Source organism: Pseudomonas sp. H11T01 (assembly GCF_048515765.1).
Classification (GTDB): Bacteria; Pseudomonadota; Gammaproteobacteria; order Pseudomonadales; family Pseudomonadaceae; genus Aquipseudomonas.
The window spans coordinates 298445-321748 of record NZ_JBLYED010000003.1; the positions used below are offsets into that span (position 1 = coordinate 298445).

21 protein-coding genes and 1 pseudogene are annotated in these 23304 nt (G+C 56.9%); 18 read left to right on the plus strand and 4 right to left on the minus strand.

Annotation, left to right across the window (positions count from 1 at the left end; translation table 11 throughout):
• Positions 1-145: 145 nt before the first annotated feature.
• The gene (locus ACN1C3_RS05795; RefSeq protein ID WP_419114836.1) at positions 146-1156 is read right to left on the minus strand and encodes a LacI family DNA-binding transcriptional regulator; all 1011 of its coding nucleotides are present in this window, start codon (positions 1154-1156) and stop codon (positions 146-148) included.
• On the minus strand, positions 1137-1472 hold the full coding sequence (locus ACN1C3_RS05800; protein ID WP_419114837.1) for a hypothetical protein: 336 nt from the start codon (positions 1470-1472) through the stop codon (positions 1137-1139). The genes ACN1C3_RS05795 and ACN1C3_RS05800 overlap by 20 nt, the downstream gene beginning before the upstream one ends.
• A gap of 145 nt (positions 1473-1617) precedes the next feature.
• Here ACN1C3_RS05800 and ACN1C3_RS05805 point away from each other — a divergent pair, with 145 nt between their 5' ends.
• From ACN1C3_RS05805 to ACN1C3_RS05825, 5 genes are all read left to right on the plus strand, one after another.
• Complete coding sequence (locus ACN1C3_RS05805; protein ID WP_419114918.1) at positions 1618-3177, plus strand: sugar ABC transporter ATP-binding protein; 1560 nt, start codon at positions 1618-1620, stop codon at positions 3175-3177.
• Positions 3174-4196: an ABC transporter permease subunit gene (locus tag ACN1C3_RS05810; protein ID WP_419114838.1), complete on the plus strand. Its 1023-nt coding sequence runs from the start codon at positions 3174-3176 to the stop codon at positions 4194-4196. Before ACN1C3_RS05805 ends, ACN1C3_RS05810 begins: the two co-directional genes overlap by 4 nt.
• 50 nt (positions 4197-4246) lie before the next feature.
• Positions 4247-5173: an ABC transporter substrate-binding protein gene (locus ACN1C3_RS05815; protein ID WP_419114839.1), complete on the plus strand. Its 927-nt coding sequence runs from the start codon at positions 4247-4249 to the stop codon at positions 5171-5173.
• A 161-nt stretch (positions 5174-5334) separates the two neighbouring features.
• On the plus strand, positions 5335-5973 hold the full coding sequence (locus ACN1C3_RS05820) for a nucleoside/nucleotide kinase family protein (protein WP_419114840.1): 639 nt from the start codon (positions 5335-5337) through the stop codon (positions 5971-5973).
• A gap of 131 nt (positions 5974-6104) precedes the next feature.
• The gene (locus tag ACN1C3_RS05825; protein WP_419114841.1) at positions 6105-7043 is read left to right on the plus strand and encodes a carbohydrate kinase family protein; all 939 of its coding nucleotides are present in this window, start codon (positions 6105-6107) and stop codon (positions 7041-7043) included.
• 116 nt (positions 7044-7159) lie between these two features.
• Here the strand turns inward: ACN1C3_RS05825 and ACN1C3_RS05830 are convergent, their stop codons facing one another.
• Complete coding sequence (locus ACN1C3_RS05830) at positions 7160-8080, minus strand: LysR substrate-binding domain-containing protein (protein WP_419114842.1); 921 nt, start codon at positions 8078-8080, stop codon at positions 7160-7162.
• A gap of 109 nt (positions 8081-8189) precedes the next feature.
• Here ACN1C3_RS05830 and phnD point away from each other — a divergent pair.
• The 7 genes and pseudogenes from phnD to phnX all read left to right on the plus strand — a co-directional run bounded on the left by phnD (position 8190) and on the right by phnX (position 15165).
• Positions 8190-9059, plus strand: a pseudogene (gene phnD / locus ACN1C3_RS05835) (phosphonate ABC transporter substrate-binding protein).
• Entirely contained in the window at positions 9056-9853 is a 798-nt protein-coding gene (phnC, locus tag ACN1C3_RS05840) for a phosphonate ABC transporter ATP-binding protein (protein ID WP_419114843.1), read from the plus strand. Before phnD ends, phnC begins: the two are co-directional and overlap by 4 nt.
• 2 nt (positions 9854-9855) lie before the next feature.
• Positions 9856-10674 (plus strand): phosphonate ABC transporter, permease protein PhnE, encoded by an 819-nt coding sequence (gene phnE, locus ACN1C3_RS05845; RefSeq protein WP_419114844.1) that lies wholly within the window; start codon positions 9856-9858, stop codon positions 10672-10674.
• A 136-nt stretch (positions 10675-10810) separates the two neighbouring features.
• On the plus strand, positions 10811-11902 hold the full coding sequence (gene psrA / locus ACN1C3_RS05850) for an iron-containing alcohol dehydrogenase PsrA (RefSeq protein ID WP_419114845.1): 1092 nt from the start codon (positions 10811-10813) through the stop codon (positions 11900-11902).
• A gap of 125 nt (positions 11903-12027) precedes the next feature.
• Positions 12028-13323 (plus strand): MFS transporter, encoded by a 1296-nt coding sequence (locus ACN1C3_RS05855; protein ID WP_419114846.1) that lies wholly within the window; start codon positions 12028-12030, stop codon positions 13321-13323.
• Positions 13324-13377: 54 nt separating this feature from the next.
• Positions 13378-14250 (plus strand): LysR substrate-binding domain-containing protein, encoded by an 873-nt coding sequence (locus ACN1C3_RS05860; protein WP_419114847.1) that lies wholly within the window; start codon positions 13378-13380, stop codon positions 14248-14250.
• 87 nt (positions 14251-14337) lie between these two features.
• On the plus strand, positions 14338-15165 hold the full coding sequence (phnX, locus tag ACN1C3_RS05865; protein WP_419114848.1) for a phosphonoacetaldehyde hydrolase: 828 nt from the start codon (positions 14338-14340) through the stop codon (positions 15163-15165).
• Positions 15166-15329: 164 nt separating this feature from the next.
• Here phnX and ACN1C3_RS05870 read toward each other — a convergent pair whose 3' ends face one another.
• Positions 15330-16265, minus strand: a complete 936-nt coding sequence (locus ACN1C3_RS05870; protein WP_419114849.1) for a helix-turn-helix domain-containing protein — start codon at positions 16263-16265, stop codon at positions 15330-15332.
• A gap of 562 nt (positions 16266-16827) precedes the next feature.
• Here ACN1C3_RS05870 and ACN1C3_RS05875 point away from each other — a divergent pair.
• The 6 genes from ACN1C3_RS05875 to ACN1C3_RS05900 all read left to right on the plus strand — a co-directional run bounded on the left by ACN1C3_RS05875 (position 16828) and on the right by ACN1C3_RS05900 (position 23236).
• Entirely contained in the window at positions 16828-17886 is a 1059-nt protein-coding gene (locus ACN1C3_RS05875) for a phenylacetaldoxime dehydratase family protein (protein WP_419114850.1), read from the plus strand.
• 135 nt (positions 17887-18021) lie between these two features.
• Positions 18022-18864: a transporter gene (locus ACN1C3_RS05880; RefSeq protein ID WP_419114851.1), complete on the plus strand. Its 843-nt coding sequence runs from the start codon at positions 18022-18024 to the stop codon at positions 18862-18864.
• Between the two features lie 238 nt (positions 18865-19102).
• Positions 19103-20617 carry an amidase gene (locus tag ACN1C3_RS05885; protein WP_419114852.1) on the plus strand — a complete coding sequence of 505 codons (1515 nt, stop codon included), beginning with the start codon at positions 19103-19105 and terminating at the stop codon, positions 20615-20617.
• Positions 20618-20711: 94 nt separating this feature from the next.
• Positions 20712-21311 carry a nitrile hydratase subunit alpha gene (nthA, locus tag ACN1C3_RS05890; RefSeq protein WP_419114853.1) on the plus strand — a complete coding sequence of 200 codons (600 nt, stop codon included), beginning with the start codon at positions 20712-20714 and terminating at the stop codon, positions 21309-21311.
• 42 nt (positions 21312-21353) lie between these two features.
• The gene (gene nthB, locus ACN1C3_RS05895; RefSeq protein WP_419114854.1) at positions 21354-22016 is read left to right on the plus strand and encodes a nitrile hydratase subunit beta; all 663 of its coding nucleotides are present in this window, start codon (positions 21354-21356) and stop codon (positions 22014-22016) included.
• The gene (locus ACN1C3_RS05900; protein WP_419114855.1) at positions 22013-23236 is read left to right on the plus strand and encodes a GTP-binding protein; all 1224 of its coding nucleotides are present in this window, start codon (positions 22013-22015) and stop codon (positions 23234-23236) included. Before nthB ends, ACN1C3_RS05900 begins: the two co-directional genes overlap by 4 nt.
• Positions 23237-23304: the final 68 nt, after the last annotated feature.

Sequence of the window (23304 nt, forward strand, 5' to 3'; positions counted from 1 at the left end):
GCAAACATACATATGCATGTACGACGAATGGAAACCAGGTGCCAGTCATGTAGTTACAAAGTTATCCAGGCGGCGAGACGTGGACAAGAGTCAAATAATTCACGTCTGCAACCGCTAGATCTTCAGGACGAAACCCTGAGTACAGTCATTTGGGACCGCCACAAGAATCTCGCTGGATTAAAGAGGGTTTCAATCGAATAGTCTGACGTCTCCCCTCAGGTTGCTTGATACGCTTCAATAAAAGCTTCACAGCCTGGGCTCCGAGTTCCTCGAGAGGTTGCGCTACAACTGTCAGTCTTGGGCTAAAAGCATCCGCCCAGTCGAAATCGTCAAAGCCAACCAGCGCGATATCCTTTGGCACCTCAAGCCCCGCTTCACGAAGGGCCTGCATTGCACCAATGGTCATCAAGTTGTTTGCAGTCATTATTGCGGTGGGCGGGTGCTCTAGCGATAGCAAACGGCGAGTGGCTTCCATTGCCGGCTTAATCGCCGATTCACCACAGCAAACTAATTGATCTTCGTACTGAATTCCGGCGTCAGCCAAGGCCGCGCGGTAGCCATCAATTCGCTCAAGAGAAGATGACTGAGTCAATCGTCCGGATACCATCCCGATGCGCCGATGACCACGTTTAATCAAGTGTGCAATCAACTCTTGAGAGGAGTGCTTATTCTCTACCCCCACCTGATCGAAAGACGTCGAGAGCAGTCGATCGATGAGAACCGTGGGTATCTTGTTGGCTTTTAAGTAATTAAATACTCGATTTTCCGGATCATATTCCGAGGCGAGAACAATCCCGTCAACACGTCGCTCATGCAGTGCTTTGACCGCTTTGAGTTCCTGTTCCGGATCTCTTTGCGTATTGACCAGTATCATCATCAAACCGCTTTTCGCGCATGCCGCTTCGATGGCACGTACTGTTTCACTGAAATAATAGTTTGAAAGTGTAGCAATCGCCACACCGATGGCACCCGAACCCGAAGAGGAACGAGCCAGAGATCGCGCGAGTGAGTTCCGAATATAACCTACGGACTCTACAGCCTGATTCACGTTACGGACGGTGTCAGGATGTACTTTACGAGTACCGTTGAGTACATGGGATACCGTAGACATTGATACGTTCGCGGCTCGCGCGACATCACTCATCTTTGCGCTCAATGTGCACCACTCCTTTCTCACGTGACTTTATGGATAGCGCTGAACTCATGCCCAGCGGCCAGCCATTGTAAAGCTCACGGCGAGAAAATGTGTTGGAGGCTCCAGGAATTGACGTCGTGACGGGCCCGCAATTTCGTGAAAGTCCCAGCGAGGTGCGCAGCGCATCTGAAGTGGGTGAATCGAGATGGTGGAATCCGCTATGCAGCATAGCCGGGCACTCCTTTTTATTATCGTAGCGATCGTCCTGCGAACCGATTAACGGGACGCAGCAGCGCTTGTTGAAAAAAGCATAGCCGAGACGAAAGCGCTTGCGCAAGCGCTTTTCCAACCTCAATGCATCTCCCGGCACGCAAAGGAAAGCGCTTGCGCAAGCGCTTTCCTTTCGGCTATGTTTCTCAAACAAGAACACCGATGAGAGGTTTCAACTGCTTCTCAAATCGGTAGATAAGGAGTTAACCGCTATGCTGAGCACTGGATCTGAAAGCCCCCCTCCTGCCCTATTGGAAATGCGTTCCATCTCGAAGTCATTCAATGGGGTGCGCGTCCTGCATGACATTGACCTCAGTATTTTCCCTGGACAAATCCACGCGCTAATGGGCGAAAACGGCGCCGGAAAATCCACTCTGATGAAAATACTGTCGGGGGCCTATATAGCCGACAGTGGCACTATCCGAATCGACGGATGTGATATTCGAAACTATGGCGTGAACGATGCGAAGCGCCATGGCATATCCGTCATCTATCAAGAGCTCAGCTTGTGCGCGAATATGAGCGTGGTGGAGAACATCTACCTGGGTAGAGAGATTCGACGATGTGGGGTTATAAACCGCAAGGCAATGACCGAAGGCGCGCACCTTGTACTAAAGCGACTTGGCGTCACCTTTGATCCGCACGCGCTGGTCGGTACCTTGTCGATTGCGGACCAACAACTTGTTGAAATCGCCCGTGCACTTCATGCCGATACGCGAATCCTGGTGATGGACGAGCCTACAACGCCGCTCTCTTCAAAAGAGACCGAAAGTCTTTTTACGTTGATTCGCCAGCTACGTAATGATGGCGTCGCGATCATCTATATCAGCCATCGAATGGCTGAGATATACGCATTGTCCGATTTTGTTTCGGTGCTCCGAGACGGTCATTACGTTGGTTCGCTGGATCGCGTCACGCTGTCAGCTGAAACCCTGGTCCGGATGATGGTTGGCCGCGATGTTTCCGGCTTCTACGCCCATGAGCGTCCTTTGTGCTCTTATGAGAAACCGATACTACGTATTCGTAACCTTACAGATGGCTTCAAGATTCAAGATTGCAGTTTCGATCTGTATGCCGGCGAAATTCTCGGGATTGCAGGACTGGTGGGTTCTGGAAGAACCGAACTTGCCCGATTAATCGCAGGTGTCGATGCGTGCTCAGGCGGCAAGATTGAAATGGACGGCGAAGTTGTAGTCATACGTTCTCCTCGCGATGCAGGTAATGCAGGCATCGTCTATCTGACAGAAGACCGCAAAGCACTGGGCCTTTTTCTCGACATGAGTGTCCACGACAATATCAATGTCTGTGTGTTGGGAAGTGATGCTCGATGTGCGGGTTTTGTGGACCGAACGGCCGGAACTGGACGTACCGAACAAGCAATCCAGGCACTCAACATCAAAGCGTCCTCAGATATCAATGTCGGAGCGCTGTCTGGAGGCAACCAGCAAAAAGTTTTGCTGGCTCGCCTGCTTGAGATGAAGCCCAGAGTGTTGTTCCTCGATGAGCCTACATCGGGTGTCGACATTGGGGCTAAGACAGAAATATATAAAATTATTAATGCATTAGCCGCATCCGGCGTTTGTGTAGTGATGATTTCAAGTGAACTACCAGAGATCGTTGGAATCGCTGACCGTGTATTGGTCATGTGTGAAGGTAAACTTGTCACCGAACTCGGTGGCCACAGCGGTCTTGATATCACACCTGAAGCGATTATCGCGTTTGCCACAGGCAGCGACAGGTTGACTCTAGCCAACGGAGACTTAGTCCAATGACTTCCCCACTGCAAAGCAAAGTAGTAAGTGACTTCACCACGCCTGGTGTACGAAGCATCGCCGGAGCTACCCCGCAGGATAAAATGCGCCAACTGATGAGGGTGGCGGGCATGCTGCCCGTGTTGTTACTCCTTTGTGTGGGCTTTAGCCTGATGAGCGAGAGTTTTTTCTCGGTCCAGAATTTCTCAATCATCAGTCAGCAAGCCTCTATCAATGTGGTATTGGCGTCAGGTCTGACTTTCGTGATTTTGACAGGTGGCATCGACCTTTCGGTTGGTTCGATTCTGGCTGTTTCCGCAGTAGTGGCGCTATTGGTATCGCAAGTTCCGGGGTTTGCTCCCCTGGCCATCGCTGCGGGGCTTGGAGTCGGACTGCTGCTAGGGCTCGTCAATGGTGCATTGGTCGCTTTTGGGAAGCTACCGGCGTTTATAGTCACGCTAGGCGGATTGACTGCGATGCGTGGAATCGCACGCCTCATCGGCGAAGACAAAACGGTTTTCAATCCCGACCTATCCTTTGCTTACATTGGAAACGAAACGTTGTTCGGGGTGCCATGGCTGGTTGTAATCGCGCTGGTAGTGGTTACTCTTTCGTGGGTTATTCTTCGACGGACGGTTTTAGGCGTACAGATTTACGCAGTGGGCGGCAATCCTGAGGCCGCACGGTTGTCGGGAATCAAGGTCTGGAAAGTCCTGTTATTTGTTTATGCCCTATCCGGTTTATTGGCGGGTGTGGGGGCCATCATGACTTCCGCTCGACTGATGGCTGCTAACGGACTGCAAATGGGTCAGTCTTATGAGCTCGACGCTATCGCCGCCGTTATCCTGGGAGGCACGCGCTTTACAGGAGGCGTCGGCACCATCGTCGGTACGCTAATTGGCGCCCTGATTATCGCTACACTTTCCAATGGCCTGATATTGCTGGGAGTTTCGGATATCTGGCAATACATCATCAAAGGTGTCGTCATCATCGGAGCGGTAGCCCTCGATCGCTTTCGGCAGTCAGGCGCACGAACCTGAATCATCTATAAAATTACCCCCCCACACTCCAATAACAAGAGACAGCCCTCATGAAAAAAATAATACTTACCGCTGTTTGTACACTACTGGCATTTAGCACCGCTCAAGCGCGAGAGTTGAAATCCGTCGGGATAACTGTTGGCTCGCTGGGAAATCCTTATTTCGTAGCGATGGTAAATGGTGCCAAAGCGGAGGCACTGAATATCAATCCAGCAGCAAAATTTACCTCAGTCTCGGCCGATTACGATTTAAATAAGCAGTTCACTCAAATCGATAACTTCATTTCTTCGGGCGTAGACTTGATTCTTGTAAACGCCGTCGACCCTGTAGCAATCGCGCCTGCGATTGCGAAAGCGAGAAAGGCAGGCATAGTGGTTGTGGGTGTAGATGTTATGGTGCAAGGTGCCAACGCCACGGTACAGACAGATAACGTCGAAGCCGGCAGGATTGTATGTCAGTACATTTCTGAGAAGCTGGGTGGCAAGGGTAACGTTATTATCCAGAATGGTACGCAGACTTCAGCAGTCTTAGATCGCGTCAATGGTTGTAAGAGTGTTTTCGCACAGGCACCCGATATCAAGGTACTGTCCGATAATCAGGATGCCAAAGGCTCGCGCGAAGGTGGCTACAGCGTAATGCAAGGCGACCTGACTCGCTTTGCAAAAGTCGACGCGGTGTTCGCGATCAATGATCCCCAGGCCATAGGTGCAGACCTGGCAGCAAAACAACTCAAGCGCAAAGGCATCATTATCGCATCGGTGGATGGGGCTCCCGATATAGAGACTGCGCTCAAAAGCGATACACAGATCCAGGCATCTGCCTCTCAGTCCCCTTGGGGCCAGGCACAACAGGCCGTAACGATGGGTAACGACCTGCTGAATGGCAAATCCCTGGAAAGCACAACGGTATTGCTTCAACCCTCACTTGTAACACGAACCAATGTCATGGAGTACAAAGGCTGGCAAGCTGACCACTAACCACTGAGCGGTTGAGTCAAATGACATAGGGGTCTCTAGCCACCTCTGTAATGCGGGGAATGGCTGCTGCGAAGTGCTCGCAGCAGCCGAACGGCATGAAAATTCCTAGAGGGGCGAACCTACGGGAAGCCTGAGCGACGGCTGCTGACGAGAGATTTGGCATGTTTACCAAAACAGACATAATAGTAAGCACAGAGTTACTCAACTACGTTAAGGCTCTGCCTGGTCATCGAATTGTCGTTGCGCTAGCGGGGCCGCCTGGTGCCGGTAAGTCCACTGTCTCTGAGGCCTTGGTAGAGGCCCTTAATAGCGTTATGCCGGGGAGCGCGGCTGTCGTTCCCGGGGATGGCTTTCATTACGATGACGCGGTTCTTGGATCCTTGAACCTTTTAGATCGTAAGGGCTCACCCGATACATTCGATGTGGGCGGCTTCAGGAGTCTGCTGCTGCGGCTTCGTGCGAACAACGAACCAGCGGTTGCCGTTCCGGTATTCGATCGAACCCTGGAGATATCCCGTGCTGCAGGACGATTGATTTCCTCTGACGTGAAATATCTCATCGTGGAAGGAAACTACCTTCTATTAGAGCTCGCCCCATGGTCGTCCTTAAGAGACTGTTTTGCCGCCACCATTATGCTGCAGGTTGACCGTGAAACCCTGGAAGCGCGACTGCTTGATCGATGGCGATCATTGGGTTTCGATGAGTCTACTTCCTATGAAAAAGTTCGTCGCAACGACCTTCCGAATGCCGACATTGTGATGTCGGCCAGCAATATCGCTGATTTCACGATCACACGTTAAGAACCCACTTTCTCTCCTTTGAGAAACAATCACGCCGTTAACCAAGAGCCTCGCTTAGCTAGCTTTTTAACGCTAAGAGGCCTACGAACGCTATCAACAACTTGTAGCGAACCTTTAAAGAGCGAACGACTATGTATCTGGTATGTGGCGAAGCGCTGTTCGATTTCTTTAGTGAAAACGACGCCAGCGGTCAGGCTTCAAAAGTGAATTTCAAGGCAATTGCCGGTGGTTCGCCGTTCAACGTCGCTGTCGGCTTGCGGCGTCTGGGCATTGACGTTGCGCTGTTCGCCGGTCTGTCCAGCGACTACCTGGGCCGACGTTTGCAGCAAGTGCTGCAGGAGGAAGGCGTGCACCCGGACTACCTGCTGGACTTCGACGCGCCCACCACATTAGCGATGGTCGCCGTCGGCGCCGAAGGCTCGCCGCATTACAGCTTCCGCGGTGAAGGCTGTGCCGACCGTCAGCTACAGGTCGAACACTTGCCTGAACTGGGGCCAGAGGTTCGTGGCCTGCATATCGGCTCATTCTCGCTGGTGGTGCAGCCGATTGCCGACACCCTGCTGGCCCTGGTCCGCCGGGAAAGCGGCAAACGCCTTATCAGCCTCGACCCCAACGTGCGACTCAACCCTGAGCCAAATATCGAACGGTGGCGCGAACGCATTGGCACTCTGGTGGAGCATGCCGACCTGATCAAGGTCAGCGACGAAGACCTGAGCCTGCTCTACCCCGAGCGTAACCCGCAGAACGTGATCGAAAGCTGGCTGGAACACCGCTGTCAGTTGGTATTCCTCACCCGTGGCGGCCAGGGCGCGACAGTGTTCAGCCGCCGCCATGGCACCTGGTCGGTGCCGGCCCGTGCCGTGGTGATGGCTGATACCGTGGGCGCCGGCGACACCTTCCAGGCGGCATTGATCGCCTGGCTGACCGAACAGCAGCTGGATTCGGTGGAGGGCTTGCAGCGCTTGAGTCGCGAACAGATCGACGCGATGCTCACCTTCGCCGTCAGCGCCGCCGCCCTGACCTGCGGCAAGACCGGGCCGGACTTGCCTTATCGGCATCAGTTGGATTGATATCTGGTCAGGATCTGTGTCGCGGGCATTGCAGTCTTCGCGGGCAAGTCGAGTCGCCGCACCGCTCCCACAGGAGTACGCACATCTACTGTGGGAGATCTATGCTGCTGGGCAACCTATCGAGCTGTAGAGCGGCCGCGATGCCGGTTATGCAACGGTGCGAGTGAGCAATTTACGTCCTCAGAAAGGACTACATCAAAGAACGATGTGATAAGTCGACTGGAGCGGCGCTCGCTCAGGCAATAGAGATAGGTTTCTGTGTAGAGCGGATCGCCTTCGATGCGGATCGTTCGGATGCGAGGATCGGGGATGAACTCCGCCTCGGAGACAACTCCCAGCCCAATGCCACGCACCACGGCTTCGCGCAGTGCCTCGCGGCTGCCGATCTCCATGGCGATGCGTGGGACGATCTGCGCCGCAATCAAGGCCTGCTCCAGGACCAGGCGAGTTGTAGAACCGGGCTCTCTTTGAAGCAGCCGCTGGCCCTCCAGTTCCTCTAATCGCACTGAACCCCGTCCAGCAAAGGGGTGTTCATGGTGCGCAAACAGGATGATTGCGTGACGCGCATAATGCACGGCACAGAGTCCCGGATCATCATGCCGTCCGGCAAGTACCGCAATATCCGTCACATAACTCTCAAGGTCGGCCAGGACCTGCGCCGAGTTGCCAACCCGTATCGAAACGTCGATGCGAGGATGGTGCTGAAGGTAGCTGTCTACCATCTCGATCACATGAAAGGGCCCCACTGCCCCTAGCTTGAGCTGGCCACTGTCAAGCCGACCGGAGTCGCGCAGCAGGTTGTGCGCGTCCAGATCCAGCGCAGCCATCGCTTGGGCAATCGGCAGTAACTGCCGGCCGACATCGGATAACTCAATGCGCCGCCCGCGACGGTGAAACAGCTCGAGATTGTATTGCCGCTCCATGCTTTGCACTTGAGTGGTCAGCGTGGGTTGGCTGAGCCCAAGCGCCCGCGCTCCTGCGCTGAAACTCCCGTGGCGCGCCACGGCGAGGAAGGCACGCATCTTGGCGGTCGACATCCATAGACTCCATCAATAGTTAGCTGCTTAAACCCATATTGAATTGATCGTATGACTGTCACGTGACAATCCTAGCCTGAGGCAACTCCAACCAACCTCCTGGAATGCCATGAATTACTTCTCCAGATTTCTGCGTGTCGCCGCTATTGCCTGCCTCTCAATAAGCGCTGCCTGCCAAGCGGCGGCGAACGACAAACTGAGGATTGGCCTGATCCCGTCAGAAGATTCCCAGGCGATGATCGAGTCCAGCAAGCAAGTGCTCAGCAGCCTCTAAAACAAACTGGGTATGCCTGTCGAGCCCTTTGTCGCGACCGATTACAACGGCATCATCGAAGCATTACGGGCAGGCAAGCTGGACGTGGCCTATCTCGGCCCTTTCTCCTATGTTCTGGCAACCTCGGTGGCCGATGTCGAAGCCTTCGCGGTAGCGGTCACCCAAAAAACCGGTCAGAGCGCCTACAAGAGCTTGATCCTGGCGCGCAAGGACAGCGGCATTCGTGAATTGTCCGATCTCAAGGGCCATACCTTCGCCTTTGTCGACCCCAGTTCTGCATCTGGTCACCTGTTCCCCAAGGCTGGGCTGGAACAGGCTGGCTTTGATCCGGGAACATTGTTTTCGCGAGTGATCTTCTCCGGCTCCCATGATGCAAGCATCCTCGCGGTGGCGAACCAGAAGGTTGACGCCGCCGCAGTCGCCGACCGCATTCTTGCCAACGCAGTGGCCAGGGGCCTGGTGAAGCAGGAAGACTTCCAGGTGGTTTGGAGTTCTCGCCCGATCCCGGAGTCGCCGATGGTCTGGCGTAAAAACCTGGACCCGGCACTGAAGCAAAAAGTGGCCGCCGCTCTCGCTTCGATCAAGGATGTGCCTTGGGGTGACCAGGGCCAACTGGACGGCTTCCAGCCCACTACCGATGCTGCTTACGACGTCGTGCGCGAAACCGCCAAGGTGCTCGATCTCGACTTGCGGAGACTGAAATGATCAGCATCAGCCAACTGACTAAGCAATACGGATCAAACCCGGTTTTGCGCGGCATTGACCTGCAGGTTGCAGCGGGAGAATTTGTGGTGGTGCTGGGCCAATCCGGCGCTGGCAAATCCACCTTACTGCGCTGTATCAACCGACTGGTCCAGGCCGACTCAGGGACACTCACAGTGGCTGGCATTGATGCACGTGCCTGCCGCGACACCAGCGTTCTGCGACGTCAGGCGGCAATGATCTTCCAGCACCACAACGTAGTGCCACGACTCAGCGTACTGAAGAATGTACTCACCGGTTGCCTGGGCGCTGTTTCAACACTCACCTCGATCATGCAGCTGTTTCGTCGCGAGGACGTGGCATTGGCCATGCAATGCCTGGAGCGCGTAGAGCTTGCACATAAAGCCCGCGAACGGACCGACGCGCTTTCCGGTGGGCAGATGCAACGCGTGGGCATTGCACGTGCCCTGGCGCAGCGGCCAAAGGTGATCCTGGCGGACGAACCGGTCGCCAGTCTCGACCCCAAGACTGCGCGCCTCGTGCTGCAATATCTGCGCGATGCCACGCGTGAATTGGGTATCACGGTGTTGTGCAACCTGCACCAGGTTGATTACGCCCGCGAGTTTGGAGATCGAATTGTCGGCTTGGCCCACGGAAGGCTGGTGTACGACGGTGACGCTTCAAGCATGACCGAAGCCGACTTGCAGCGCATCTACCCCGGCCACGCAACGCAAGCAGATGGCGCGCCTGCGACAGCGGTCAAACCGATGATCCATGCCACGGAGCTGAGGGTTTGAGCATGAAACAGCAAAGCTATCTCTGGACGGTGGATCTGCCTCGCGGAGCCCGCGGCTGGCTGTCCACCAGCGCGATTGTTTTGGCGGTAATTCTGACACTTCACTGGAGCGCTACAGGCGCGCAGCTAAGCGCGGGTGAACTGGCGGCCGGCTTGCCGCAAATTGGTGACTTCCTCGCACGCACGGTTCCACCCGACCTGAGCATCCTCCCTAGACTGCTGGCACCCGCCGTCGAAACACTGCAAATCGCTATCTGGGGAACACTGCTCGGTGTGTTGCTGGCCATCCCGCTGTCATTTCTCGCGGCACGCAACCTAAGCCGAAATCGCCTGGTCTTCCACGCGACTCGGCAGTTCCTCAATTTCACCCGCAGCATCAACGAGCTGATCCTGGCGCTGATATTTGTCTCGGCGGTCGGCCTGGGCCCCTTCCCCGGCGTACTGGCGTTGGCACTGCATGGCTTGGGCATGCTTGGCAAATTCTTTGCCGAGAGCATTGAGGAGATTGACCAAGGCCCGATCGAGGCGCTACAGGCGACCGGTGCACGGCCGTTGCAGGTCATCGTATTTGGCGTGTTGCCACAAGTCATTACCGCCTGGATTGCTGTGGTCCTGTACCGCTTCGAAGTCAATCTGCGCTCGGCCACGGTGCTCGGCATGGTTGGAGCCGGAGGGCTTGGATTTGAGCTGGTGAGCAGCCTCAAACTTTTCAAATATCAGGAAACTGCCACCTGCATCATCGTCATCACCCTCATGGTGATCGTTGCCGATGCGGTGTCCGGCAGGTTGCGCAACGCCATCCAGCGCGGTCCACACCACTAAACACGTTACGAGAGATCCCTCTCTTTGGACTCGGTATCGGTTCAGCCGATTGAAGCCTGCGAATTATCGATTTGAGCTGTTGTTGAAGGGCCCCGAGTATGGGGCCACCTCCAACAACAAAAACAAAGGACCCGCCATGACTGCCCAATTCCACAATCCAGTTGATACACGTTTCGGCTGGGGCAGCCTTCTTGAGCTTGCCTCTATCACCGAAAATCAAAAAGTTGCACTTGTCACCTTTCCCGAAGCTCGTGGGCTGGGATTGGTCGATCGCATTCAAGACCTGCTGGGCGACCGCTTGGTGTACGTCATCGAGGATGTCCAACCCAATCCGGACGTGGCTCAATTGCGCAGTACGTATGAACGCTTTTGGCAGGAGGCCGGCGAGTGTCATGCGGTCATCGCTGTGGGCGGTGGCAGCGCCATCGATACGGCCAAGGCGCTGATCGTGGGCACTGAATCCGGTCGCTTCGATGAATTGCTTGCCTTGCTGGCAACGGGTAAACCCTTCGTTCCCGCGCGTAGCAAGTTGCTGATTGCGGCCCCGACCACGGCGGGTACCGGCAGTGAAGTCACGCCTTGGGCGACGATCTGGGACTCGGCCAGCCACAAGAAATATTCCCTGCACCTGGAATGCACCTGGCCCAAGGTCGCCATCGTCGACCCCGAATTGATGCTGACAGTTCCGGGCGGCGTCACCGTCTCAACTGGGCTGGACGCGCTGTCGCATGCGCTGGAGTCGGTCTGGAACATCAACGCCAACCCGATTTCGGACACCTTCGCCATCTCCGCCATTGCGGACATTCTGGAATGCCTGCCGTTGCTGCGTCGTGACTTGTCCAACAGGGAACTGCGCTCGCGCATGGCATTGGCCGCGCTCAAAGCGGGTTTGGCGTTCTCCAATACCAAAACCGCGCTGGCCCATTCCATCTCCTACGAAATGACCCTGCACTATGGCCTGGCGCACGGTATTGCCTGCTCCTTCACCTTGCCGCTGGTGCTGGGCCTAGCCTGGGGTCACGACGAAACGCGCGACCGCACCCTTCAGCGAATATTCGGCAACGACCTGCACAAAGCCCAAGGTCAGTTGCGTGAATTCCTGCATAGCCTGGACGTGAAAACGGAGTTCTCCGACTACGGTGTAACGGCATCGCAAGCCGAGGAAATGATCAATTTCGCCATGCAGGGCGCGAGAGGCAAAAACTTCATCGGCTCACAAGCTGCCTAGAGCCTGCCAGCCCAACCAAGCACTGTCAGCGACGTGACGAGCCGCGACGATTTCCTGCTGCACCCACAAAAGAGTGCACCCGCCGACGCCAATCGGTGGGACCGAACAATAATAAGGAAAAGATCATGAATCGTGCCCAAACTATGCCTGCTCTGGCCGTACACACTGCCTCATTTCGAGTCGCTCAATGGCGCATGCTGCTGGCGGCGATGTTCTGTTATTTGTTTTTCTACACCGGAAGGCAAACATTCGGTTTCGCCATTCCGGGCATTCAGGCCGAGTTCGGTCTGACCAAGGAAACACTCGGCTGGGCATCGGCAGCCATGCTCTGGTCCTACGCCATTGGCCAGGCAATCAACGGCAACCTCGCCGACAAATTCGGCGGCCGCCGCATCATGACCCTCGGTGCTGTGCTGTCCTGTGCGGCCAACTGGGTGACGAGTTTCGCCAGTGGCTTTGCTGGCCTAATCCTGCCGTGGGGCATCAACGGTTACTTCCAGGCATTGGGTTGGGCGCCCGGTAGTCGACTGATCTCTAATTGGTGGAGCGCCGGCGAGCGCGGCAAGGTGTATGGCTTTTACGTGTTCGCCGCCGGTTGCGCCTCGGTCCTTTCTTACGTGACCTCAATCGTTGTGCTTGAGGTGATGCATCTGGAGTGGCGCTGGATCTTCCGTTTGCCCGTTTTGCTGATGCTGGCGGGCGGCATCATCTTCTATCTGGTGGCCCGTGAACGTCCGCAGGACCTGGGCTTCGAACCGCTCGCGGATACAGGCGTCGCCAACGCCGATGACAAAAATCACGAGGTGGCACACGGCGAAGTCGAAACCTCTGCGCAACGCTACAAAGCCGTCCTGAAGAACTTTCGCCTGATCATCGCCGCCGTGTCCCTGGGGTTCCAGAACGCCGCTCGCTATGGCTTGATCGTCTGGGTGCCGGTGCACTTTCTGGGTGCCAACTGGAAAAGCGGCGACAGCATGATCGATCCGAAATGGATCACGGTCGCCCTACCGGTGGGCATGGCCATCGGCGCACTCAGTAATGGCTGGATATCGGACAAGCTGTTCGGTTCCAAACGCTACCTGGCGATCATGCTTTACATGTTCCTCGGTGCAGGCACCAGCCTGTGGATGTGGACGCTTGCGCCTCACAGCGCGACCGGTCTTGTGGCGTTGTTCCTTTGCGGTTTCTTCGTTTACGGCCCTGCCTCCAGCTTCTGGGCGCTGTGCCCGGACTTGGTCGGGGCAAAGCGTGCTGGCACCGCAACCGGCGTCATGAACTTTTCGTCCTATCTGTTCGCTGGCCTGGCGGAACCGCTGATCGGCAGTATGCTCGACAGTACCGGCAATACATCTTTGATCTTCATCGTGGTGACTACTGCGTGCCTGTGCAGTGCGGTGGTCGCGCTGTTCATCAGGCGGTGATTGCTCGTTACAACGGTTTGAATCAAAGGCAGCGGCTCAGGAACAGGATCTTCTATGTACCAGTACCACAAGTGGCTACGTTCCTTTCATGCGGTGGCGAAGACCGGCAGTTTCACCCTCGCCGCTGAATACCTGAGCGTCGGCCAGCCGACGGTCAGCGAACAAGTCAACGCGTTGGAGAAGAAGTTCTCAGTAGAACTCTTCCACCGTCGGGGCCGCTTTATCGAAATGAGTTCGGCGGGACACACGCTCTATGCGATCACCCAGGGCCTGTTCGGCCAAGAGGATGAAGCCGTGCAACTTCTGCAAAGTTTCAAGCAACGTAAAACCGGCATGTTGCGCTTGGGTGCGGTCTCGCCTCCCATAGCCATGAACCTGACGTACGAATTGATGCAGCGGCACCCAGACATAGAATTGGAAACGTCGTTTTCTCCTGAAAAAGAAACCCTGGATCGCCTGTTCAACTTCGATATCGATGTGGCAATTCTAGCGCTCTCCGAATTCGACCAACGCTTTGATACACAGCTTTACCGACGCTATCCGATCATTGCCGTGGTCCGCGACGACCATCCCTGGGCCCGGCAGAAAGAGGTGTACGTCGAGCAAATCAGCGAGGAAAAGTGGGTCCTTCGTGAAAAAAGCTCACGAACCCGTCAGCTGGTGGAAGAAAGCTGTAAGCGGCTCAACGTGTCGCTGAACTGCGTCATGCAGTTGAACAGTCGCGAAGCCATCGTCCACGCCATCGCCAAGGGCATCGGCATCGGTTTCGTTTCTGCCGTCGAGTACGCCGAAACGCCAGGCACCAAGCCGATCACATTTGTTAATCATCCGTTTTCCATCGACTACCACCTGTGCTGCCTCGGTATTCGCAGAAACCGGCCGATGATCGCGGAGTTGTTCGACTCAAGTCCTACGCCGACGACCTAACCCAGTAACGCGCTTTAACAATCAAAAGGCCTACTTCTCGCTGACGAGAGGGACGGCCTACCCCTACCCAAAAAGTGGAGATTCACCATGCATTACAAACAACCTACTCAACTGCAAGCCGTGGTCCTGGACTGGGCGGGCACCGTCGTTGATTTTGGTTCCTTCGCCCCCACGCAAATTTTTGTCGAAGCGTTCGCCGAGTTTGGCGTTGCCGTTTCGCTGGAAGAGGCACGTGGCCCCATGGGCATGGGCAAGTGGGATCACATCCGTACGTTGTGCAACCAGCCACAGATCGCCGAACGCTACCGTGCAGTGTTTGATCGCCTGCCGACTGATGACGATGTCACTGCGCTGTACGAACGTTTCATGCCACTTCAGATCGAGAAAATCGCTCTGCACTCGGCGCTGATTCCCGGTGCTCTGGACGCCATCGCTACGTTACGCGACAAGGGCCTGAAAATTGGTTCGTGCTCCGGTTACCCGGCAGTCGTCATGGAAAAAGTAGTGGAACTGGCTCGGAAGAACGGTTACGTCGCCGACCATGTGGTCGCCACCGACGAAGTCCCGAATGGTCGCCCGCACCCTGCTCAGGCGTTGGCCAACGTGATTGCATTGGGGATCAGCGATGTCGCCGCTTGCGTGAAGGTTGACGACACCTGGCCCGGCATTCTCGAAGGCCGTAGCGCCGGAATGTGGACGGTTGCATTGACCTGCTCCGGTAATGCATTGGGGTTGACCTACGATCAGTACAAGGCCCTGCCCTCTGACAAACTGGCCGAAGAACGCGCCCGCATCATCAAGATGTTCGAAGGCTCACGCCCACACTATTTGATCGATACCCTCGTCGAGTTGCCGGCGGTCATCGAAGACATCAATGCCCGGCTAGCGCGCGGAGAAACCCCACAGGGTTCGTGACGCGATACAGTTTCTTAAGCTGACAGCGGCTGTCCCACGGACCGCCGCATCCGATAACAACAAGAGAGAGACCGATCATGATCTACTCCCACCCCGGTACTCAGCATTTGGTTAATTAGCAGACCAGAAATTTGCGTAGGGCCGCGCACCCAGTCTTTCCTTGCTCAACTTCGGCGCAGGAGCGTATGAGGAGCAACACCAAAGGCCTTGCGAAAAGCATGACTGAAATGGGAGAAGTCGGAGAAACCGAAATCCAGCGCAGCTTGGGAAATGCTGCGTACCTGGCCGCGTTCAATCGCCTCGCGGCTGGCGAGCAGGCGTTCTTTCCAGATCTCCGCGACTGGAGTTTTCTGGTAACGAGCGAAAGCGCGCGTGACGGTTCGCGTGGACACATGATGCGCTTGAGCGATGCGCTCAATTGACAGGTCCGGATCAATCAGATGCCGGTGGATGTAGTTCATGATCCGGCCATAAAGATCCAGCTCGTCATGGGTGGTCTTCAAGTCCTGGAGTTCCAGGCTAATCACCAGAAGGTCAAGCAACGTACTGGAAAAGCGGCTGGATATTCCTCCATCTTGAAAGCTTGAAGAAATGCTCGCCGCTTGATGCAACATCTCGCGTAACGGGATCACCCCTGGACGGCGATCGTCCAGAACCACTGCTGTGCAATCTGCTACGCCTGGCAGCCGCTGGCTGAGCAACTGTCGTGGAATGCGGACCAAGTGGTTTTCGGTACCACCCAGGCTGAATCGGAACGTCTGGGATGCGTCATAAAGAAACAAATTGTCCGCCGCCAGCGTCGCCTTGCGCCCTCCCTGCTCAAGTTCACCATAGCCGCGCCGGGTGAAACCCAGCCACAGATCTTCATCGGGACCACTGCGCAAGTGCCGGGGGGAGCGTTCCCAATAGTGCAGTGGCGAGGACAACGTGCAGATGTCCAACGCCCCCATGCCGTGCACTTCCAGCGCCCCGTCGAAATCGCTCTGCGTCAACGGTTTGCTGTCGGCCTCTAGGCAATGACGGCATACCACTTCTTTCCAGTAATCAAAGCGACGTGATGCCGCAACGGCAAGGGTCGAGTACTGACTGGTGTGACTCATGGCATTCACTTCGCGGTGGCGGCTGAACAACAACGGTGGCGGTAACGTTGGTTCTCAGCTTAGCAATTAGCAGGCCACTCTCCTTTGTGCTACTGACTGTACGTGCACCTGAAAAGGCAAGCGCCCTGCACGCCCGGGATCCCGCTAGCACTTCACACGGGTTGATTCTCGAGACACACCTTCGCCTCCTCACGGAGCCTGCGCACCAATGCGGCTCATCATCGTGACCACGCTTTTGGGGACTGTCCTTTCCAACCAAACGGTTGTCCGTAAGAGCCAAGCGCATCGCGCCGCCCCCGATTAACTTTTACCCCACACAACGTCCCTCCATCCACGACTGATGAGGCGTCACATGCATCCGCAAAAACAGCAGCGACTGTCCGATTCATCCTGGCTTTTGCAAATGCGCGACTTGGCTCCTGAGGAGTTCGCCACCTACCTATTAGAACTGGGGACTCTGGCGCTGCAGCGCCGACTGAGTTGCACAACCGCAAAACGCCAGCGCCCGTCAGGACGTTGAACAGCCAACCGTACGCCTGAACCCGAAAACCAAGGAGCACCCATGGAATCTGCGATTGACAAGCACCTCAAATGCCCTCGGACGTTGTCTCGTCGCGTCCCCGACGAATACCAACCGCCCTTCCCCATGTGGGTTGGACGCGCCGACGAACAACTAAAGCAGGTGGTGATGGGGTATCTGGGTGTGCAGTATCGCGGGGAGGACCAGCGTGCCGCAGCCCTGCAAGCCATGCGCCACATTGTCGTCAGTCTAAGCCTGCCCGACGGTCCCCTGAGCCATGACCTGACTCACCACACTGACAACAGCGGTTACGACAACCTGATGATCGTCGGATACTGGAAAGATCCGGCCGCCCATTGTCGTTGGCTGCGATCGCCCGAAGTGCGCGAATGGTGGTCGTCGCAGGATCGCCTGAGCGACGGTCTCGGTTACTTTCGGGAAATTGTCGCGCCGCGGGCCGAGCAGTTCGAGACGCTGTATGGCTTTCGCGAGGAGTTGCCCGGTATCGGCGCCCTGATGAACACCATCAGTGACGACATCGAAGAGCACGGTTACTGGGGATCAATGCGTGACCGCTTCCCGATTTCCCAGACCGACTGGATGGCACCTTCCGGTGAACTGACTGTGATCGCTGGCGACCCGACCAAAGGCGGGCGCGTGGTAGTGCAAGGCCACGACAATGTCGCGCTGATCCGCTCCGGGCAGGACTGGGCTGATGCTGGCGAAGAAGAACGCTCGCTCTATCTCAACGAGATTCTGCCGACGCTGCAGGCGGGCATGGACTTCCTGCGCGACAGTGGCAAGGACCAGGGTTGCTACAGCAACCGCTTCGTGCGCTACATCGATCTGGACGGTAACTTCCTGAACCTGAGCTACAACATTGGCCACTGGCGCTCCCTGGAAAAACTCGAGCGCTGGGCCGAATCCCATCCGACCCATCTGCGGATCTTCGTGACCTTCTTTCGGGTCGCCACCAGCCTGTCGAAGCTACGGCTCTACCACGAAGTCTCGGTATCCGACGCCAAGGACCAGGTGTTTGAGTACATCAACTGCCACCCGCAAACCGGCATGTTGCGTGACGCGGTGACCCCGACAGCCTGACGTCCGACGCTACCAGGCGTGCCACGGGAGGTCTTGATCCAGATTCCGCCCTGACACTGAACTCACCCCAAACATTTTTTGGCCCCTCATCTCTAGCGCATGGGGGTTGGGGGCCCTTTTGCCAGGAAATCGATCATGAAGTTGAGTCGCTTTTTACTCGTGCTGGGCATGCTGCCCTTTGTCAAAAGCCAGGCCATCGAAGTGGCGCCAGGCGACTTCGAGCCGTTGCCCGCGGGCGCCAATGCCTTGCTGATCTACTACCAGCACGCCGATCGCTCCGACCTGTACCAGAACGGCCACAAGGTCTCCGACAACTCCAAACTCAGCACAGACATCGGCATCCTGCGTTATGTGCACGCTATTGGTCTCTCGGAAAACCTCTCGTGGGAGCCGCAGCTATTGGTGCCCTTCGGTCAGATCAATGCCTCTGGGGATATCGGTTCCTTAGGCGATACTCGCGGCATTGGCGACCCAATCATCACCGCACCACTGAAGTGGACATTGCCCACCGCTAACAAGGACGTGTTCGCCTTGGCGCCATACCTGTATTTCCCGGTAGGTAGCTACGACAAGAACGATGCCCTGAACCTTGGCGAAAACCGCTGGCGCGCCACGCTGCAAGCGGCCTACATCCACCATTTCTCAGAGCAGTGGGCACTGGATACCGTGGCCGAGGCTTCTTGGGTGTCAGCCAACAACGACTTCGGCTCGACAGGAGCCAAGCTCGAAGAAAACACCCGCTACGAGTACCAGACGGCCCTGCGCTACAACTGGACGCCGAGCACCACCTTCGCGGTCGGGGGGGCTACATCACTGGCTCGGCGACCACAGTGGACGGTGTCGATCAGCACGACGGCGTCTCCACCTCTTATGGGCGTTTTACTGTCACGCACTTCATCGAGCCCACGCTGCAGATTCAGGCCCAAATCGGCAAGGATATCGAGGTCGAACAAGGCTTCAAGGAAGGCGCACGCTTGAACCTGCGCCTCTTAAAAGTGTTCTGAGCGCGCCACGCGCAGAAGGTTGTCCTTTTCAGCCAAATGACTGTCCCTCTCAGCCAAGTAAGCGCAGGGACGGACGCCTAACTTAACCCCTGTCATCAACCGAATCGATGTCGCTTCAGGTGCTCGGCCCAAGGCCGTTTCGAACCTCCATCGAGCAATCGCGTACCGGCTCGCCCGGTGTCGATTACAGACAACGAAAGAATAGGAAACCCATGGCCATTGTTCGCCCCACCCTCGATCAACTTATGGAAATCGCCGGCCGCCTGAATATGCAGCTGACGAACGAGCAGGCAGCGGAATACCTGGCACTCATGCAGTCGAGTTTCGACGCGTACGACCTGGTCGACGAGCTGCCCGATTTCGTTCCGCCGGTGCGTTACGAGCGCAGTTCGGGCTACCGCCCATCCGACACGCAAAACCCGCTTAACGCCTGGTACTACAGGACTGAGATGAATGGCGCCCGTGAGGGCAAGCTTGCTGGCAAGACTGTTGCGCTCAAGGACAACATCTCCTTGGCTGGCGTCCCGATGATGAACGGCGCTGCGCCGCTGGCAGGCTTCGTGCCGTCGTTCGATGCTACCGTGGTGACCCGTTTGCTGGACGCCGGGGCTACCATCCTGGGCAAAGCCACTTGTGAACACTACTGCCTTTCTGGCGGCAGCCACACCTCTGATCCCGCGCCTGTACATAATCCCCATCGCCACGGTTTTTCCTCTGGCGGATCCTCCTCCGGCAGCGCTGCTTTGGTGGCAGCCGGTGAGGTGGACCTGGCGGTTGGCGGTGATCAAGGCGGCTCCATCCGCATCCCTTCGGCGTTCTGCGGCACCTACGGCATGAAGCCGACCCACGGCCTGGTGCCCTACACCGGGATCATGGCGATCGAGGCCACCATCGACCATGCCGGCCCCATCACCCGCAACGTGCGTGATAACGCGCTGATGCTGCAAGTCATGGCCGGTGCCGACGGGCTCGATCCACGTCAGGCTGCGCCTCAGGTCGATGCCTACTGCGATTATCTGGAGCGAGGCGTTAGCGGGCTCAGGATCGGCATCCTGCAGGAAGGCTTCCAACTGGCCAACCAGGACCCACGTGTCGCCGACAAGGTGCGTAGCGCCATTGCCCGACTCGAGGCGTTGGGCGCGCACGTCGAGGAAGTGTCCGTACCCGAGCACAACCTGGCGGGTTCTCTGTGGCACCCCATCGGCTGCGAAGGCCTGACCATGCAGATGATGCACGGCAATGGCGCGGGCTTTAACTGGAAGGGGCTTTACGACGTCGGCCTGCTGGATAAACAGGTCGGTTGGCGCGAGCAGGCGGACGCATTGTCCGCGTCGCTCAAGCTGTGCATGTTCGTCGGCCAGTACGGCCTGGAGCGCTACAACGGCCGTTTCTACGCCAAGGCGCAGAACATCGCGCGCTTTGCACGGGCCGGCTACGACAAGGCACTGGAGACCTATGACCTGCTGGTGATGCCGACTGTGCCGATCATCGCTCAACCCCACCCGGAACAGGGTTGCTCGATCACCGAGTACATCACCCGGGCACTGGAAATGATCGGCAACACCGCGCCCCAGGACATCACCGGTCACCCGGCCATGTCGATCCCTTGCGGTCTGGTGGACGGTCTGCCGGTGGGGCTGATGCTGGTCGGTAAGCACTATGCCGAAGGCACCCTCTACCAGGCCGCAGCAGCGTTCGAGGCTTCTGTCGACTGGCGCACGCTCTGAGCCTGCTTCAACTGCCACCCTTGCGGAGATAAATAAAAAATCCGGACGGTATCTATCACTTTTTTGACCGTGTTGACCGATGAGGAGTTTTCCCATGAGCACATCTGTACCCCAAGCATCTACTTCGACGCCCGGCGAGCGGGCATGGGCATTGTTCCGAGTCCTTAAGGACAAGGATCTGATTCCCGACGGCTATATCGAGCAGCTCACCCAATTGATGGAACACCAATGGAATCCGGAAAACGGCGCCCGGGTGGTCGCCAAGGCCTGGGTCGATCCGCAGTTCCGGGAGCTGTTGCTCAGAGACGGCACGGCCGCGTGCGCCCAGTTCGGTTATACCGGCCCGCAAGGCGAGTACATCGTGGCTCTGGAGGATACGCCCACGCTGAAGAACGTCATCGTCTGCAGCCTGTGCTCTTGCTCAAACTGGCCGGTCCTGGGGTTGCCGCCGGAGTGGTACAAGGGTTTTGAGTTCCGCGCACGCCTGGTTCGCGAAGGGCGCACTGTGCTGCGTGAAATGGGCACCGAGCTGCCAATCGATGTGGTCGTCAAAGTCTGGGATACCAGCGCGGAAAGCCGCTATCTGGTTCTGCCCGTAAGGCCAGAAGGCTGCGAGCACATGAACGAAGAAGAACTTCAGAAACTGGTGACCAAGGATGTGCTGATCGGGGTTGCCCTGCCCAGCGTACGTTGACCCAAAAGACTCTTCATCTCTTAACTTTCGGAGGTTTTTATTATGGATGGCTTTCACGATCTCGGCGGTTTTCAAGGCTTTGGCAAGGTACCCCATGTCATCAATAGCCTGGACTACAAGAAAGTATTCAAACAAAACTGGGAACACTTGGCCTATAGCCTGATGTTTATAGGCGCGGACCAGTTGAAAAAGTTCAGCGTCGACGAAATACGTCACGCCGTCGAACGCCTTGATGTCCGCCAGCACGTTGGCACGCAATATTACGAACGCTACGTCATCGCCACGGCCACGTTGCTGGTCGAAACCGGCGTCATTACCCAGGACGAACTCGATCAGGCTCTGGGTTCAACATTCAAATTGGCGAACCCGCCTCACTCTCAAGGCCGCCCTGCCATCACCGATCGCCCTCCATTTGAGGTGGGCGACCGGGTAGTGGTTCGCGACGAGTATGTGGCAGGACACGTTCGTATGCCGGCCTATGTACGCGGTAAGGAAGGCATCATCCGACACCGCACCTCGGAAAAATGGCCTTTCCCGGATGCCATCGGCCATGGCGATTTGAGCGCGGCGCATCAGCCCACCTATCACGTCGAATTCCGGGTGAAGGATCTGTGGGGCGATGCCGCCGATGATGGCTTCGTGGTCGTCGACCTGTTCGAAAGCTACCTGGACAAGGCCGACGCCGAGCAAGCGGTGATCGCATGATTGACGGAGCCCTGTCGGGCCGACTGCCGGTGACGGTCCTGTCGGGCTTCCTCGGCTCCGGCAAGACGACTCTGCTCAACCACATCCTGCGCAATCGCGCAGGTATGAGGGTGGCGGTCATCGTCAACGACATGAGCGAAGTCAACATCGACGCCGAGGACGTGGCGCGCAATGTGTCGCTGCACCGCGGCAGCGATGAACTGATCGAGATGAGCAACGGTTGCATCTGCTGCACGCTACGCGCTGACCTGCTCGAGCAGATCAGCGTGCTGGCACGCCAGCAGCGCTTCGACTACCTGCTTATCGAGTCCACCGGAATCTCCGAACCCATGCCGGTCGCCGAGACCTTCGCCTTCCTCGACCGGGAAGGTTTCAGCCTGAGCGAACTGGCGCGGCTCGATACCTTGGTCACCGTCGTCGACGGCAGCAACTTCCAGGCGCTGCTGGCCTCGCGGGACACCGTCGGCGGCGAGGACGAAACGGGCACGCCATTACGCCACTTGTCCGACCTGCTGATCGAACAGGTGGAGTACGCCAACGTCATCCTTGTCAGCCGGTTGGACCTGATCGGCGAGAAAGGCTTTCTGGAACTGAGCGCCCTCCTCGCGGGCCTCAATCCGCAGGCGCAAATCCTGCCCATGGCTCACGGTGCCGTCGATCTGTCGAAGATCCTCGACACCGGTCGCTTCGACTTGCCGAGCCTGGTGCAGTCACCCGGCTGGATGAAGAATATGGAGGACAGTGATGAGCGTGCTCCCGAGTCGGACACCTATGGTATTTCTTCCTGGGTGTACCACGAACGTGCCCCACTCCATCCGCAACGTCTGCTGGAGTTCCTGCAGCGCCCTTGGCAAAACGGGCGGCTGCTGCGTTGTAAAGGCTACTTCTGGGTCGCCAGCCGCTATCTGGACATCGGCATGCTGGTGCAAAGTGGCGGGCAATTTCGTTGGGACTATGTCGGGCGCTGGTGGAATTTCATCTCGCGATCGCAATGGCCCCAGGACGACTATCGCCGGCAAGGGATCCTGGCCAAATGGGACGACATTGCCGGGGATTGCCGGCAGGAAATCGTTTTCATCGGTCAGGGTATCGACCTGGATGCTTTGAAACGGCAGCTGGACGCTTGCCTGCTGACCCCGGAAGAGATCATGGCCGGTCCGCAGGCATGGCCGACCTTGTCGGGCGCAACATCCTTCGACATCCAGGCATTGTCACCATGACGGCTCGACAACCAGGAATGCATTCAGTACTCAACCGGTCACGGGAGCATCTTATCAATGCACCCAGC

Coding starts and splice junctions, on each gene's coding strand:
- nthA (WP_419114853.1), top strand. CDS start 20,712: ATGAGCACATCTGTACCCCAAGCATCTACTTCGACGCCCGGCGAGCGG.
- ACN1C3_RS05830 (WP_419114842.1), bottom strand. CDS start 8,080: ATGTCGACCGCCAAGATGCGTGCCTTCCTCGCCGTGGCGCGCCACGGG.
- ACN1C3_RS05900 (WP_419114855.1), top strand. CDS start 22,013: ATGATTGACGGAGCCCTGTCGGGCCGACTGCCGGTGACGGTCCTGTCG.
- nthB (WP_419114854.1), top strand. CDS start 21,354: ATGGATGGCTTTCACGATCTCGGCGGTTTTCAAGGCTTTGGCAAGGTA.
- phnX (WP_419114848.1), top strand. CDS start 14,338: ATGCATTACAAACAACCTACTCAACTGCAAGCCGTGGTCCTGGACTGG.
- ACN1C3_RS05870 (WP_419114849.1), bottom strand. CDS start 16,265: ATGAGTCACACCAGTCAGTACTCGACCCTTGCCGTTGCGGCATCACGT.
- ACN1C3_RS05805 (WP_419114918.1), top strand. CDS start 1,618: ATGCTGAGCACTGGATCTGAAAGCCCCCCTCCTGCCCTATTGGAAATG.
- ACN1C3_RS05880 (WP_419114851.1), top strand. CDS start 18,022: ATGAAGTTGAGTCGCTTTTTACTCGTGCTGGGCATGCTGCCCTTTGTC.
- phnE (WP_419114844.1), top strand. CDS start 9,856: ATGAAACAGCAAAGCTATCTCTGGACGGTGGATCTGCCTCGCGGAGCC.
- ACN1C3_RS05825 (WP_419114841.1), top strand. CDS start 6,105: ATGTATCTGGTATGTGGCGAAGCGCTGTTCGATTTCTTTAGTGAAAAC.
- psrA (WP_419114845.1), top strand. CDS start 10,811: ATGACTGCCCAATTCCACAATCCAGTTGATACACGTTTCGGCTGGGGC.
- ACN1C3_RS05820 (WP_419114840.1), top strand. CDS start 5,335: ATGTTTACCAAAACAGACATAATAGTAAGCACAGAGTTACTCAACTAC.
- ACN1C3_RS05810 (WP_419114838.1), top strand. CDS start 3,174: ATGACTTCCCCACTGCAAAGCAAAGTAGTAAGTGACTTCACCACGCCT.
- phnC (WP_419114843.1), top strand. CDS start 9,056: ATGATCAGCATCAGCCAACTGACTAAGCAATACGGATCAAACCCGGTT.
- ACN1C3_RS05860 (WP_419114847.1), top strand. CDS start 13,378: ATGTACCAGTACCACAAGTGGCTACGTTCCTTTCATGCGGTGGCGAAG.
- ACN1C3_RS05885 (WP_419114852.1), top strand. CDS start 19,103: ATGGCCATTGTTCGCCCCACCCTCGATCAACTTATGGAAATCGCCGGC.
- ACN1C3_RS05875 (WP_419114850.1), top strand. CDS start 16,828: ATGGAATCTGCGATTGACAAGCACCTCAAATGCCCTCGGACGTTGTCT.
- ACN1C3_RS05855 (WP_419114846.1), top strand. CDS start 12,028: ATGAATCGTGCCCAAACTATGCCTGCTCTGGCCGTACACACTGCCTCA.
- ACN1C3_RS05815 (WP_419114839.1), top strand. CDS start 4,247: ATGAAAAAAATAATACTTACCGCTGTTTGTACACTACTGGCATTTAGC.